Source organism: Pilimelia columellifera subsp. columellifera, assembly GCF_039532605.1.
GTDB lineage: Bacteria > Actinomycetota > Actinomycetes > Mycobacteriales > Micromonosporaceae > Pilimelia > Pilimelia columellifera.
The window spans coordinates 55,491-68,841 of sequence record NZ_BAAARY010000011.1; the positions used below are offsets into that span (position 1 = coordinate 55,491).

9 protein-coding genes are annotated in these 13,351 nt (G+C 71.3%); 3 read left to right on the top strand and 6 right to left on the bottom strand.

Annotated features, from left to right (window positions below):
• Both ABD287_RS12755 and ABD287_RS12760 read right to left on the bottom strand, forming a co-directional pair.
• Positions 1-978: a tRNA (adenine-N1)-methyltransferase gene (locus ABD287_RS12755; RefSeq protein WP_344172583.1), complete on the bottom strand. Its 978-nt coding sequence runs from the start codon at positions 976-978 to the stop codon at positions 1-3.
• A gap of 4 nt (positions 979-982) precedes the next feature.
• Positions 983-2,077 carry a site-2 protease family protein gene (locus ABD287_RS12760; protein WP_344172714.1) on the bottom strand — a complete coding sequence of 365 codons (1,095 nt, stop codon included), beginning with the start codon at positions 2,075-2,077 and terminating at the stop codon, positions 983-985.
• Between the two features lie 170 nt (positions 2,078-2,247).
• On the opposite strand from ABD287_RS12760, the gene ABD287_RS12765 reads away from it, so the two are divergent.
• From ABD287_RS12765 to ABD287_RS12775, 3 genes are all read left to right on the top strand, one after another.
• The gene (locus ABD287_RS12765; RefSeq protein WP_344172585.1) at positions 2,248-3,228 is read left to right on the top strand and encodes a RecB family exonuclease; all 981 of its coding nucleotides are present in this window, start codon (positions 2,248-2,250) and stop codon (positions 3,226-3,228) included.
• Positions 3,229-3,338: 110 nt separating this feature from the next.
• Entirely contained in the window at positions 3,339-4,088 is a 750-nt protein-coding gene (locus tag ABD287_RS12770) for an ABC transporter ATP-binding protein (protein ID WP_344172587.1), read from the top strand.
• Positions 4,088-6,667, top strand: a complete 2,580-nt coding sequence (locus ABD287_RS12775) for an ABC transporter permease (protein WP_344172589.1) — start codon at positions 4,088-4,090, stop codon at positions 6,665-6,667. The genes ABD287_RS12770 and ABD287_RS12775 overlap by 1 nt, the downstream gene beginning before the upstream one ends.
• A gap of 52 nt (positions 6,668-6,719) precedes the next feature.
• Here the strand turns inward: ABD287_RS12775 and ABD287_RS12780 are convergent, their stop codons facing one another.
• The 4 genes from ABD287_RS12780 to metH form a co-directional block, all read right to left on the bottom strand.
• On the bottom strand, positions 6,720-8,519 hold the full coding sequence (locus tag ABD287_RS12780) for a hypothetical protein (RefSeq protein WP_344172591.1): 1,800 nt from the start codon (positions 8,517-8,519) through the stop codon (positions 6,720-6,722).
• A complete protein-coding gene (locus ABD287_RS12785) occupies positions 8,516-9,160 on the bottom strand; it encodes a PulJ/GspJ family protein (protein WP_344172593.1) in 645 nt (214 codons plus the stop codon). Before ABD287_RS12785 ends, ABD287_RS12780 begins: the two co-directional genes overlap by 4 nt.
• On the bottom strand, positions 9,157-9,642 hold the full coding sequence (locus ABD287_RS12790) for a type IV pilus modification PilV family protein (protein WP_344172595.1): 486 nt from the start codon (positions 9,640-9,642) through the stop codon (positions 9,157-9,159). The genes ABD287_RS12785 and ABD287_RS12790 overlap by 4 nt, the downstream gene beginning before the upstream one ends.
• Positions 9,643-9,724: 82 nt before the next feature.
• Positions 9,725-13,225: a methionine synthase gene (metH, locus tag ABD287_RS12795; RefSeq protein WP_344172716.1), complete on the bottom strand. Its 3,501-nt coding sequence runs from the start codon at positions 13,223-13,225 to the stop codon at positions 9,725-9,727.
• Positions 13,226-13,351 lie beyond the last annotated feature (126 nt).

Sequence of the window (13,351 nt, forward strand, 5' to 3'; positions counted from 1 at the left end):
TCAGGCCCCCTGGTCGGCGCCGGGCTCAGCCACCACCTGGACGCCGTCGGTCGCGACTGCTTGGGCGCTGGCGGCGAGCGCCGCCTGCGCGGCGCGGCGCAGCGCGTACGCCTCTGCTCCCTTGCTCGGTTTACGCCGCCGCGGCGGCGCCGTGACACCGGGGGCCAACCGGCGCGAGGAGACCAGGAACGCGGTGTGCGCGATCATGCGGTGGTCCGGGCGCACCGCGAGGCCCTCGGCGTGCCAGTCGCGCACCAGCGACTCCCAGGCGCGGGGCTCGGTGAACCCACCGTGCTCGCGCAGCGCCTCGACCAGCTCCGACAGCTGAGGCGTGGTGGCCACGTAACCGACGAACACCCCGCCGGGAACGAGCGTGCGGGCGACCAGGTCCAGCGCCTCCCACGGGGTGAGCATGTCCAGGATGATCCGGTCGAAGTCCGTCTCAACGCACTCAGCCACCTCCCCCACCTGCAGCGTCCACGCCGGGTGCGGGCCGCCGAAGAACGCCTCGACGTTGCGGCGGGCGATCTGGGCGAAGTCCTCCCGGCGCTCGTACGAGACGACCTGGCCGTGCTCACCCACCGCCCGCAGCAGCGAGCAGGTCAACGCGCCGGAGCCGGCGCCGGCCTCCAACACCCGGGCGCCAGGGAACACGTCTCCCATGGCCACGATCTGGGCGGCGTCCTTCGGGTAGATCACCTGGGCGCCTCGCGGCATGGACAGGACGTAGTCCGACAGCAGCGGGCGCAGCGCCAGGTACGCGGTGCCGCCGGCGGAGGTCACCACGCTGCCTTCGGCCAGCCCGATGAGGGCGTCGTGGTCCATCGCGCCCCGGTGGGTGTGGAACGAGCGCCCGGGCTCCAGCACGATCGTGTGCAGCCGGCCCTTCGGATCCGTGAGCTGCACTCGGTCCCCGGCGCGGAACGGACCGCGGGGGACGGACAGCGGGGTGCGGAGGGCGGCAGCGGCCGGAGTCACGGTGTCACTTCCTTATCGATTCAAGCGCTCGCGCGATGTCGGCGACCCGCAGGACGCCCAGCACATCTTCGCCTGAGGTCACCAGGTGCTGCGCGGCCGGGTTGTCCCGGACGGCGGCGAGCACCTGCTCGGCGTCGTCTTCAGCGTCCAGCGCAGGAATCGCCGCCAGGTCGCGGGCGACCATCGCCACCGTCACGAACGCGAGCCGCTCGGCCGGCACCGCGGCGGCGGCGGCGTCGTCGACGACGGCCACCACGCGGTCGCCGTCGTCGACGACCGCGAGCACCGCGGACGGATCGGGGCTGTCGGCGAGCAGCTGACGCGCGTCGGCCAACGACATGGCGCCCGGGACCGGCGCCAGCGGCCTGGCCAACGACAGCAGGTCGAGGCTCCCCACCTGACGTTGGGCTTGAGCGGCCCGGATCGCCCGGCCGGCGCCGTGCCAGAGCGTCATCGCGACCAACAGCGCGAACGCCAGCCCGAACGGCGACGTGGGGCCGAGCTGTGCCAGCAACAGGGCGCCGACCGCGGTCGCCAGGGCCACGATCCGGCCGGTCCAGCCCGCGATGATGACGCCACGACCACGGTCGCCGGTGACGGCCCAGACCACGGCCGCGAGAATCCGGCCGCCGTCGAGGGGCAGGCCGGGCAGGCTGTTGAAGGCGGCGACGATGAGGTTGCTGACCGCAAGTTGGAGCACGAGCTCGTTGACGAGACCGCCGTCGGGCAGAGCGAGGGCGGTCAGGGACGCTCCGACCCCCAGCCCGAGCGAGACGGCCGGTCCGGCGACGGACACCAGCAGGTCGACACCGGGCGTCGGGGCCGCCCGGGTCATCTCGGTGTACCCGCCGAGCAGCTCCAGGGTGATGCCGCGCACGCCGATGCCGCACCGCTTCGCGGTCAGGGCATGGCCCAGCTCGTGCAGCAGCACCGAGACGAACAGCAGCACGACGAACGAGAACGCCACCACGTAGCCGGTGGCGCCGGCGTGGGGGCCCCTGGCGAGCACCGAGCCGTACGCGAGCGTCACCAGCGCTGCGAAGATCAGGGTGGACGGTCGCAGCCGGAGCGGGAAGCCCAGCACCCGACCGAGCGACATGCCGGAACGACCGGGCCGCGGCGCGGACGGCTGGTCCGGGTCGGACGTTGCCGCAGCGGGGTCGTCGGGGCGCGCCGCGGGGCTCATCGGTGTCCTGCCTTCACCTGGTCGATGCTACGCACCCTGACGGCGACTGCCCCCTGTCACACCGGCGCCATAGCCTTGCCGGCATGACAGCGGAGACGGCGGCCGGGCCTGAGCGCCACGCGACAACGGGCGGCGCGAAAGCCGACGAGGTCCGCGCCGGGGCGGTGATCGGCGGCAACGGGCCCGTGACCCCGACCCAGCGGGGACGCGGGAACAGCACGGACACCGGGCCTTCGTTGTCGCCGTCGCGGGCCGCCGACTTCAAGACCTGCCCGCTGCTGTACCGGCTGCGCAGCATCGACCGGATACCCGAACGCAGCACGCCAGAGCAGGTGCGCGGCACCCTGGTGCATGCCGTGCTGGAACGGCTCTTCGACCTGCCGGCCGCCGACCGCACCGTCGACGCCGCGGTGGCGATGGTGCCGCGGCAGTGGCAGCTGCTCACCGAACGGGAGCCGGAGCTGGCCGTGGTCGCCGGCGACGGCGCCGCTGACACGGAGGCGTTCCTGGCCGCGGCCAGGCCGCTGTTGGAGGGCTACTTCGCCGTCGAGGACCCGCAGCGGCTCGAACCCGCTGAACGGGAGAGCCTGGTCACCGCGGTCGTCGACGGCGGCCTGCTGCTGCGTGGGTACGTGGACCGCCTCGACATCGCCCCCGGGGGCGCCCTGCGGGTCGTGGACTACAAGACCGGAGGCGCGCCGCGGGAGGCTTTCGAGGCCCGGGCTCTGTTCCAGCTCAAGTTCTACGCGCTGGTGCTGTGGCGGGCCAGAGGGACGGTGCCGGCCGCGCTGCGACTCCTCTACCTCAAGGACGCGCAGGCGTGCGACTACCGGCCGGACGCCGAGGAGCTCGACCGGTTCGAGCGGACGCTGATCGCGCTGTGGGCGGCGATCGAACGCGCCCGCGAGCACCGCGACTTCCGGCCGACGCCAAGCCGGCTGTGTGACTGGTGCGACCACCAGTCCCGGTGTCCCGCCTTCGGGGGAACGCCGCCGCCTTTTCCCGAGGATCTGTCGTCGCCGGTCCTGGGGCGAACCGGACCGCCCGACGATCAGCCCGACTGAGGGGCCTACTCGGAGCGTTCAGCCTGGTCGGGACCCCGTGGCAGGGCCCGTATAGCGTGCCCGCTAGCGGACGGGCGGTAGGCCACGTCCCACTGTGAAAGGTGAATGGTGTGAGCGCAGCGGGGATCGCGGCCCGGGCGGAAGGGCTGTGGAAGCAGTACGGCGAGGGCGACGCGGCAGTCGTCGCGCTGGCCGGCGTCGATGTCGAGCTGAAGCGGTCGGAGTTCACGGCCATCATGGGCCCCTCGGGATCGGGCAAGTCGACGCTCATGCACTGCCTCGCCGGGCTGGACACGGTGACCCGGGGCCACGCCTTCATCGGCGACACCCAGGTGACCGGGCTGGGCGACGCCGGCCTCACCAAGCTGCGGCGCGAACGCATCGGCTTCATCTTCCAGCAGTTCAACCTGCTGCCCACCCTCACGGCCGAGGAGAACATCCTGCTGCCGCTGACCATCGCCGGACGCAAGCCGGACCGGGAGTGGCTCAACACCGTCATCGACACGATCGGGCTGCGGGACCGGCTCAGCCACCGGCCGACCGAGCTGTCCGGCGGGCAGCAGCAGCGGGTCGCGTGCGCGCGGGCGCTGGTCGGCCGACCAGAGGTGATCTTCGCCGACGAGCCGACCGGAAACCTGGATTCCACCTCAGGCGCCGAGGTGCTCCACTTCCTGCGCTCGGCCGTGGACGACCACGCCCAGACCATCGTCATGGTCACCCACGACCCCAACGCCGCCAGCTACGCCGACCGGGTCATCTTCCTCAAGGACGGGCAGATCACCGCCGAACTGGCCAAGCCGACCGCCGACGCGGTGCTGGACCAGCTCAAGACCCTCGACCGGGCCACGGGAGGTCGCTGATGCTGCGCGCGAGCCTGCGCGGCCTGATGCGCCGCAAACTGCGGGTGCTGCTCGCCGTCATCGCTGTCGTGCTGGGCGTGATGTTCCTGTCCGGCGCGTTCGTGCTCAGCGACACGCTCAACAACCGCTTCCGGGCGCTGTTCGAGACCGTCAACGAGAACATCGCCGTCCAGGTGGCCCTCACCGAGGACGCCCAGCAGACCCGACCGACGCCGCTGCTGTCCAAGGCCGACGTGGACCGGATCGCCGCCGTCGACGGCGTCGCGGCGATCGACGCCGAAGTGGTCAGCCAGGGTGTCGTCCCGTTCGACGCCCAGACCGGCAAGGCCGTCACCACACAGGGCGCCCCGCAGCTGGGGGTCGGCGTCGCCGGCGACGATCCGCTCGGCCTGGTCTCGATCGCCGAGGGCCGATGGCCGGAGAAGGCCGGCGAGGTCGCGGTGACCCGCTTCACCGCCGGCGAGGCCAATGTGGGCATCGGACAGCAGCTGAAGCTGTTCCTGCCGGGCGCGGTCAACCAGGCCCGACAGTTCACCGTGTCCGGTGTGGCGGTCTACTCCGGCGACCGCGCCTCGCTCGGCGGGGAGACGCTGGTCATGCTCTGGGAGCAGGAGGCGCAGCAGGTCTTCTTCGGCGGCGTCGACCAGTTCTCCGGGGTGTCGCTGAGCGCCGACGACGGCGTGGACGACACCACCCTGCGGGACCGCGTCGCCGCCGTCACGCCCGCGGCGTTCGAGGCCAAGACCGGCGAGCAGGTCAGCGACGACAGCGCCAACGCGGTCAGCGATCAGCTCGGCGTCCTCACCACCGCCATCGTGGTCTTCGCGTTGATCGCGCTGGTGGTCTCCGCCTTCCTGATCTTCAACACGTTCAATGTCGTCGTCGCCCAGCGGGTGCGGGAGTTGGCCCTGCTGCGGGCGCTCGGGGCGGACTGGAAGCAGGTCACCGGGTCGGTGCTCGCCGAGGCCGTGATCGTCGGCCTGGTGGGTTCGACCCTCGGGCTCGCCGCCGGCATCGGACTCGGCGCGCTGGGCATCTGGCTCATCGCCAGCGGCAGCCCGACCGGCCTGCCTGGCAGCGGCGTGGACGTGACGGCTCTGCCGGTCGTCCTGGCCTATGTGGTGGGGGTGGGCGTCACCGTCGTCGCGGCGTTCATCCCGGCGCTCAAGGCATCGACGGTGGCGCCGTTGGCCGCGATGCGGGAGACGGCGCGGCTGGATAAACCGCTGCGGGTCCGTACGATTATCGGCCTTGTGATCATGGCTGTCGGGGCGGGCCTGCTCGCCTTGGGGCTCAACGGCCTGGGCGGCGCCACGATGCTGGTCGTCGGACTGGGAGTGGCGGTGACGTTCGGTGGCGCCATCGTGCTGGCGCCCGCGCTGGCCCGGCCGATCGGCGGGGTCGTCGGTCGGCTGCTGGCCTGGGGAACGTCGGGCAAGCTCGGGTACCGCAACGCCCTACGCAACCCGCGCCGCACCGCGGTGACTGCGTCCGCGCTCATGATCGGCGTGACGCTCGTCAGCGCGGTGAGCGTCCTGGCCAGCTCGTTCAAGGACACCTTCACCGACGCGATCCGGTCCACCGTCGGCGCTGAGCTCGTCGTCATGGCCGACGTGAACCAGCCGCCGGACGGCACCACCGGCTTCCCGACCAGCGCCGTGGAGCAGGTCCGCAAGCTGCCCGAGGTGCTGAGCGTGGCCAGCTTCCACGCGGCGATCGACGCCAAGATCGACGGTGTTGTCGCGACCGCGTCGGCGCTCCAGGTCGTCGCGCTGGACAATCTGGACCTGAGCCGCGAGATGTTCAGCATGGAGACGGCCAGCGGCGAACTGAGGACGCTGAAGGACGGTGAGTTCGTCACCGACTCGAACACCGCTGAGGCACGTGGGTGGACGCTCGGAGACCAGATCGTCGTCGGGCTCCCCGGCGGCGATCTGCCGCACCGACTGGTCGGGGTTGTCGAGTCGACACCGATCTGGGCCAACAACGTCATTCTGCCGATGTCGGCGACGGCGAAGTTCGCCGGGCCGCTGGCGGTGCAGGCGTACGTGGATCTACGCGACGGCTCCGACCTGACGGCGGCCATTAACGCCGTCAACGCGATCATGGCTGACTATCCGCTGGTTACCGTGCAGGAACAGTCCGCGATGCTCAAGCAGTTCACCGACATCATCGACACCGCGCTCAACATCGTGGCCGGGCTGCTGGCGTTGGCGATCCTCATCGCGCTGCTGGGCATCGTCAACACGCTGCTGCTCAGCATCTACGAGCGCACCCGGGAGATGGGCATGTTGCGCGCCATCGGCCTGGGCCGGGGCGGACTGGCGCGGATGATCGCCGTTGAGTCGGTCGTCATGGCCGTGTTCGGGTGTCTGCTCGGCGTCGGCCTGGGCGTCGGACTTGGGGCGGCCGTGTCGGCGGCCCTGGTCAACCAGGACTGGCTGACCGCGGTGACCGTCCCCTGGCTGAGTCTGGTGTGGTTCGTGGTCGCCGCCGTCGGCGCCGGCCTCGTGGCCAGCCTAATCCCGGCGATCCGGGCCGCCTGGCTCAACGTGCTGGACGCCATCGCCTACGAGTAGCGCGGGCGGGGACCGGCGCTGGCCGGTCCCCGCCCCCCGTTTCCACAGACGGTCAGTTGACGACGAACTCCTCCAGGTCCCGCAGCGGCAACGCCGGGACGGTCCCGGGGGCCGGCGAGCCCGACGCGCCGGACGGCGACGGGGCCGCCGGGGACGAGCTGGTCGACGGCGTCGGCGACGGGCTGCCGGGCAGGCTGGTCGGCAACCTGGCCGGCGCGTTCCACTTCTGGGTCTTCACCCAGGACGGCTGCCCGTAGGTCTCCTTGTCGTAGGGGTCGTTGGCTTGGGTGACGCAGGTGTTGAGCCGGATCTTGTAGTTGTAGACGGCGCCGCTCCAGATGAACACCAACGACTGGTCGGAGCCGGTGTAGTTGGTGGGATGGGTCATGCACCGACCGCTGGAGTCGGTGATGCGGTACATCGTGTCGTACTGGCCGGTGTTGGCGTAGCGGGTGAACCGCTGGTTGGCGGCCGGCTTCTTCGGGTTGCACTCCACCTGGGCGGGGTAGATCGACGACGCGGTGAGACACCAGTTCCGGCCGCTCGGGTCGACGGTGTAGATCGGGCCGTTGAGGCCGGTGACACCATCGGGGGCCCGCGGCAACCGCCACAGCTGGTTCCACCGCGCCTTGAGCGGGTCGGGGTGCTGCACGCATTCCATGTTGGCCATGAAGGTGCTGTACTTGTCCAGACAGCGCATCCCGCCGGCGTGCAGGAACACCTGGGTGATGTCGCACGGATAGCCGGCCTCAGCGGTGCAGTCGACCGGGCGGCTGCCCGCGGCGCCGGGGCCGCTGTAAGGCGAGACGCCGAACGTCTGCCGGGTGTTGAAGGTGGTGTTGCGGCAGTTCGTGCCGCCGCCGAGAACCATGTTCGAACCGGAGACCCCCGGGTTGGCGACATTGACACACAGGCCGCTGAGGCCGGCGGCCGCGTCGGTGCCCAGCTCGAAGTTGTTGGTGTTGTTGTAGTACCAGCGCTGGCGGGCCGGCACCGGGCTCACACAGAGCTGAAGGGTCGGGATGGTCCCGACGCCGGGGTTCGCGCCGGCGTCCAGACACAGCGGATTACCGGCGTGGATCGAGCCGACGGTCGCGATGCTCAGGTTCTGCCGGTAGTAGAAGAACTGCTTGTAGGCCAGATCCTTGGTGGCGACGAAGTCGCAGGTGCGGAACTTCATCTGGTATCCCACCGCCGGTGAGGACGAGCCGGCGTCGAAACAGACGCTGGAGTTGGAGCTGGCCGCCCAGGAGTGGATCTTCCGCGGGTGGGCCTGGGTCTCGCCCTCGGGGCTGTAGGTGGGGCCGACCGTGGGCGTCGAGGTCGGAGCGGCGGTCGCCGTGGCGGTGGGCGTCGGGGTGGGCGCCAGTTTGAACTCGTAGATGCCGCGCAGGCCACGTCGGACCGGTTTCGGGCCGATCGTCGTGCCGACCGCGGTCAGCTGCGCGTACCGGGGAGTGCCCGGGCTCGTCACCCGCGCCTGCTCGCAGGTCATCTTGGACGCCGGCGGGTTGAGGTTGGGGTCGCCGGGGTCGGCCAGGTAGTAGTCGATGGTGGTCACGAAGGTGGCCAGGGACTCCGCCTTCGCGGTGTCGGCGACCCCGCACGGCAGGCTGGCGCGGGCCCCACCGGTGCCGCGCAGGTGTGACAGCGCCACGTCAAGGCCGGTCCGGGCCGCATGTAGGGCATGCCCACGGTCGACGCTGGCCCGCGTCGCGACGGTCTGACCGACCACCGTCGGCAGGGCGGCGGTCGTCAGCGACACCGATACCAGGATGAGCAGCATCGCCACCGGCATCGAGCCGGCGTCGTCGTGGCGGCCGCGACGCCAGCGGCGCAGGTATCCGATCACGGGGTAACCGCCGAGTCCTCGCAGTTGTCCATCGACGCGCCGCGGGTGCCGAGCGTCGTGTTTGGCAGGACGAACGTCTGGTGCAACTGGCGCTCCCGGGACTGGCCGACGCCGCCGGCGGTGGCGACGACGGAGACGGTGACTTTCAGAGGGGCGTCGGAGTCGGCCGGGCCGGGGTCGACAACGAACGGCTCGGCGGCGTCGCCGAGCCCGGCGGCGAGCACTCTGGGCGGCGGCGTGTCGCCCGGAGAACCGGCGGAGTTCCAGGTCCGGTGGTACAGCTGGCCGTCGTACAACCACAGCCGGTAGCACCGGGAGACCCGACCGGCGGTGGTCAGCCATTCCAGGACGGGGAAGGTGGCGCCGCCGGCATCGGTGAGCGACACCGCCCGGACGGCGCCGGCGTACCGGATCTCGGCGTCCAGGCGGGCGAACGCCTGGCCGACCTGGGTCTGGGCCTGGGCCAACGCCTCGGACACCCGCAGACTGCGCTGTAGGCCGACAAGCCCCGTGGTGAAGATCGTCAGGACGACCGACATGATGCCGAAGGCGACGAGGATCTCGATGAGGGTGAGGCCGGCGTCCGGGGCCAGGTCCCCGCCGGCGCCGCGACGACGGGTAGCGTTGGGCCGGCCCGTCATGATGGGAACACCGGTTCCGTCGCCCCGGCCGCGACGAGACCGTGCGTCCGTTCTACGCAGGCCTGGAGCGGACAGTCCGCCCCGTGCCACTCGATCCGGATCTCGATGCGCGCGAGCGCCGCGGCCGGCCCGCTTGGCGCCGTGGCGAGACAGGTGTCGCCGTTGCTGGGAACGCTCTGCCAGCACCGGGTGACGGTCACCCGCTGGGCGAAGTCAACGCCGTCCAGCGCCCGGCGTGGCGGGTTCAGTTGGCCGTCGAGCAGCGCCGCGCCGCCCATGGCCTGGGCCTGCTCGTAGAGGTCCGTGGCGAGCTGAGCGGCCTGCTGGCGTCCAGCCTGCCGGTGGGTCGTCGACATCGCGGATACCAGGAATGAGCTGCTGGCCGCCATGACGACGCCGATGAGACCCAGCGAGGCCAACATCTCGACCAGGGTGAAGCCGTCGTCGCCACGCACAGCGGCAGCGCGGTGTGACGCGCCCATGACGGCCTCCTCACGGTGATGATGTCCACCTCATCGGCGCCGTCGCGCCGGACCTGAGGCCCTATCACCGGTTGGCCGCGGCTCAGCGGGCGTTGAAGTAGCTGGCTTCCGGATGATGGGTGATGATCGCGTCGGTGGACTGCTCGGGCTCCAGCTGGAACTCCTCGGACAGCCGCACGCCGATCCGGCCGGCCCCCAACAACTCGACGATCTTGGCGCGGTCCTCCAGGTCGGGGCAGGCGGGGTAGCCCAGGGCATACCGGCAGCCGCGGAACTCGGTGCGGAACAGCGCCGACGGGTCCGCCGGATCCTGGTCGGCCACGGTGGCCCCGCCCGGCAGGACCAGCTCCGAGCGGATCCGCCGATGCCAGAACTCGGCCAGCGCCTCGGTCAGCTGCACCGACAGGCCGTGGACTTCGAGGTAGTCGCGGTAGGCGTTGGCCTCGAACAGCTTCGCCGTGTACTCGCTCACCGGCTGGCCGACGGTCACCAGTTGGAAGGCCACCACGTCGAGGCCGTCGCCCTTCGGCCGGAAGAAGTCAGCCAGGCACAGCCGCCGCTCCTGACGTTGGCGCGGGAACCGGAACCTGGCCCGCTCCCGGGCGCCGTTCGCGTCGAGAACGACCAGCTCGTTGCCTTCGGAGTAGGCCGGGAAGTAGCCGTAGACGACCGCGGCCTCAAGCACCTGATCGGCGGCCAGCCGGTCCAGCCAGTAACGCAGCCGGGGCCGCCCCTCGGTGGCCACCAGCTCCTCGTACGACGGGCCCGCTCCCCCACGCGCGCCGCGCAGGCCCCACTGGCCCATGAACGTGGCCCGCTCGTCGAGCAGCGCCGCATAGTCAGCCAGCGGCACGCCCTTGATGACCCGTGACCCGAAGAACGGCGGGGTCGGCGGCTCAATGTCGGCGGCGACGTCCGAGCGGACCGCGTCGTCGTCCAGGGGCGGCAGGCTCTCGCTCACGGTGGCGCGTTGGCGGGCACGGCGCTCCCGGCGGGCGGCGAGCGCCGCCTCGCGGGCCGGGTCGGTCATGGTCGCCTCGCCGCGCTTGACGGCCATGACCTTGTCCATGAGGGACAGCCCCTCGAAGGCGTCCCGGGCGTAGTGGACGTCGCCGTCGAAGGCGGCGCGCAGGTCGTCCTCGACGTAGGCGCGGGTGAGCGCGGCGCCGCCGAGCATGACCGGCCAGCGCCGGGCCAGGCCGCGGGCGGTCAGCTCGGCCAGGTTCTCCCGCATGATGACGGTGCTCTTGACCAGCAGGCCGGACATGCCGATGACGTCGGCGCCGTGCGACTCGGCGGCCTCCACGATCGCGCTGATGGGCTGTTTGATGCCGATGTTGACGACCTCGTAGCCGTTGTTGGTGAGGATGATGTCGACGAGGTTCTTGCCGATGTCGTGGACATCGCCCTTGACGGTGGCCAGCACGATCCGGCCCTTGCCGCCGTCGTCGGAGCGCTCCATGTGCGGCTCAAGGTGCGCCACTGCGGCTTTCATCACCTCGGCGGACTGGAGCACGAACGGCAGCTGCATCTGCCCGGACCCGAACAGCTCGCCGACGGTCTTCATCCCGTCCAACAGCAGGTCGTTGATGATCGACAGGGCGGGACGTCCGGCGAGCGCAGCCGTCAGGTCCTCCTCCAGCCCGGTGCGCTCGCCGTCGACGATGCGGCGTTTGAGCCGCTCGTCCAGCGGCAGCGCGGCGAGCTCCTCGGCGCGGGTCTGCCGGGCGCTGGCGGCGTCGACGCCCTCGAACACCTCGATGAAGCGCTGCACCGGGTCGTAGCCCTCGCGGCGGCGGTCGTAGATGAGGTCCAGGGCGACCTCGCGGCGTTCGTCCGGGATCTGGGCCATCGGCAGGATCTTCGAGGCGTGGACAATCGCGCTGGTCAGCCCGGCCTGGACGCACTCGTGCAGGAAGACCGAGTTGAGCACCTGACGGGCGGCCGGGTTGAGGCCGAAGGAGACGTTGGAGACGCCGAGGGTGAAGTTGACCCCCGGGTAACGGCTGGTGATCTCGCGTATCGACTCGATGGTCTCCAGGCCGTCGCGGCGGGTCTCCTCCTGACCGGTGGCGATCGGGAAGGTCAGGCAGTCGATGAGGATGTCCGACAGCGCCATCTCCCACCGGCCGGTGAGGTCGTCGATGAGCCGGCCGGCGACGCGGGTCTTCCAGGCGGCGTCGCGGGCCTGGCCCTCCTCGTCGATGAGGAGCGCCACCACGGCGGCGCCGTGCTCCTTGATGATCGGCATGACCCGGGCGTAGCGGGAGCCGGGGCCGTCGCCGTCCTCGAAGTTGACCGAGTTGACCACACACCGGCCGCCGAGCATCTCCAAGCCGGCCTCGATCACCTCGGGCTCGGTCGAGTCCAACATGATCGGCAGGGTTGAGGCGGTGGCGAACCGGCCAGCCAGGGCACGCATGTCAGCGCGACCGTCCCGGCCGACGTAGTCCACGCACAGGTCGAGCAGGTGCGAGCCGTCCCGGGCCTGTCCGCGGGCGACCTCCACGCACGACTGCCAGTCGGCGGCGAGCATCGCGTCGCGGAACGCCTTGGAGCCGTTGGCGTTGGTCCGCTCCCCCACCATGAGGATGCTGGCGTCCTGGGCGAACGGCACATGATGGTAGAGACTGGCCACGCCCGCCTCTGGCCGCGGGTCGCGGGCTGCCGGGGCGCGGCCGCCGAGCCGGTCGACGGTCGCGGCGACGTGCCCGGGCGTGGTGCCGCAGCAACCCCCGACCAGGCCGACGCCGTACTCGCGGACGAACCGGTCGAGCGCCTCGGCCAGCTCCTGCGGCCCGAGCGGGTAACTGGCGCCGTCCGGGGTGAGCACCGGCAGGCCGGCGTTGGGCATCACTGACAACGGCACGCGCGAGTGCTGCGACAGGTAGCGCAGGTGCTCGCTCATCTCCGCCGGTCCGGTGGCGCAGTTGAGGCCGATGAGGTCGACGCCCAGCGGCGACAGCGCGGTGAGCGCCGCGCCGATCTCGCTGCCGAGCAGCATCGTGCCGGTTGTCTCGACTGTCACCTGGCAGATGAGCATGACGTCCCGCCCGGCGGCCGCGATCGCCCGACGGGCGCCGACCACGGCGGCCTTGGCCTGGAGAAGGTCCTGGCAGGTCTCGACGATGAGGCCGTCGACGCCGCCGGCGATGAGGCCAGCGGCGTTGGCCTGGTAGGCGTCGCGCAGCTCGGCGTAGGTGATGTGGCCGAGGGTCGGCAGTTTGGTGCCGGGACCCATGGCGCCGAGGACGAAACGGGGACGCTGCGCGGTGCTGTGCCGGTCGGCGGCTTCCCGGGCGATGCGGGCGCTGGCCTCGGCCAGCTCGACGATCCGGTCCTCGATGTCGTACTCACGCAGGGCGGCGAGGTTGGTGCCGAACGAGTTGGTCTCGACACAGTCGGCGCCGGCGAGCAGGTAGGCGTCGTGGACGGCGGCGACGACGTCCGGGCGGGTGACGTTGAGGATCTCGTTGCAGCCCTCGTGGCCCTCGAAGTCGTCGAGGGTCAGCGGCTGAGCCTGAAGCATGGTGCCCATCGCGCCGTCAGCGACGAGGACGCGTTCGGTCAGCGTGGTCCGCAGGGAGGCGGGCGTGAGAGAGGTCGGCACCTGACAAGGCTAACGAGGAAGGCAAGCGCGTTCACACCAGGGCGTAACCCGACTGTGAACGCGCCGTGGGCGGCGCTGGGCCAGTGGCGCGCCACGCGC

Excerpts from the sequence above, each read along its gene's own strand:
- ABD287_RS12760 (WP_344172714.1), bottom strand. The coding sequence starts at position 2,077 with ATGTCGCTCGGTCGGGTGCTGGGCTTCCCGCTCCGGCTGCGACCGTCC.
- ABD287_RS12775 (WP_344172589.1), top strand. The coding sequence starts at position 4,088 with ATGCTGCGCGCGAGCCTGCGCGGCCTGATGCGCCGCAAACTGCGGGTG.
- ABD287_RS12785 (WP_344172593.1), bottom strand. The coding sequence starts at position 9,160 with ATGACGGGCCGGCCCAACGCTACCCGTCGTCGCGGCGCCGGCGGGGAC.
- ABD287_RS12765 (WP_344172585.1), top strand. The coding sequence starts at position 2,248 with ATGACAGCGGAGACGGCGGCCGGGCCTGAGCGCCACGCGACAACGGGC.
- ABD287_RS12790 (WP_344172595.1), bottom strand. The coding sequence starts at position 9,642 with ATGGGCGCGTCACACCGCGCTGCCGCTGTGCGTGGCGACGACGGCTTC.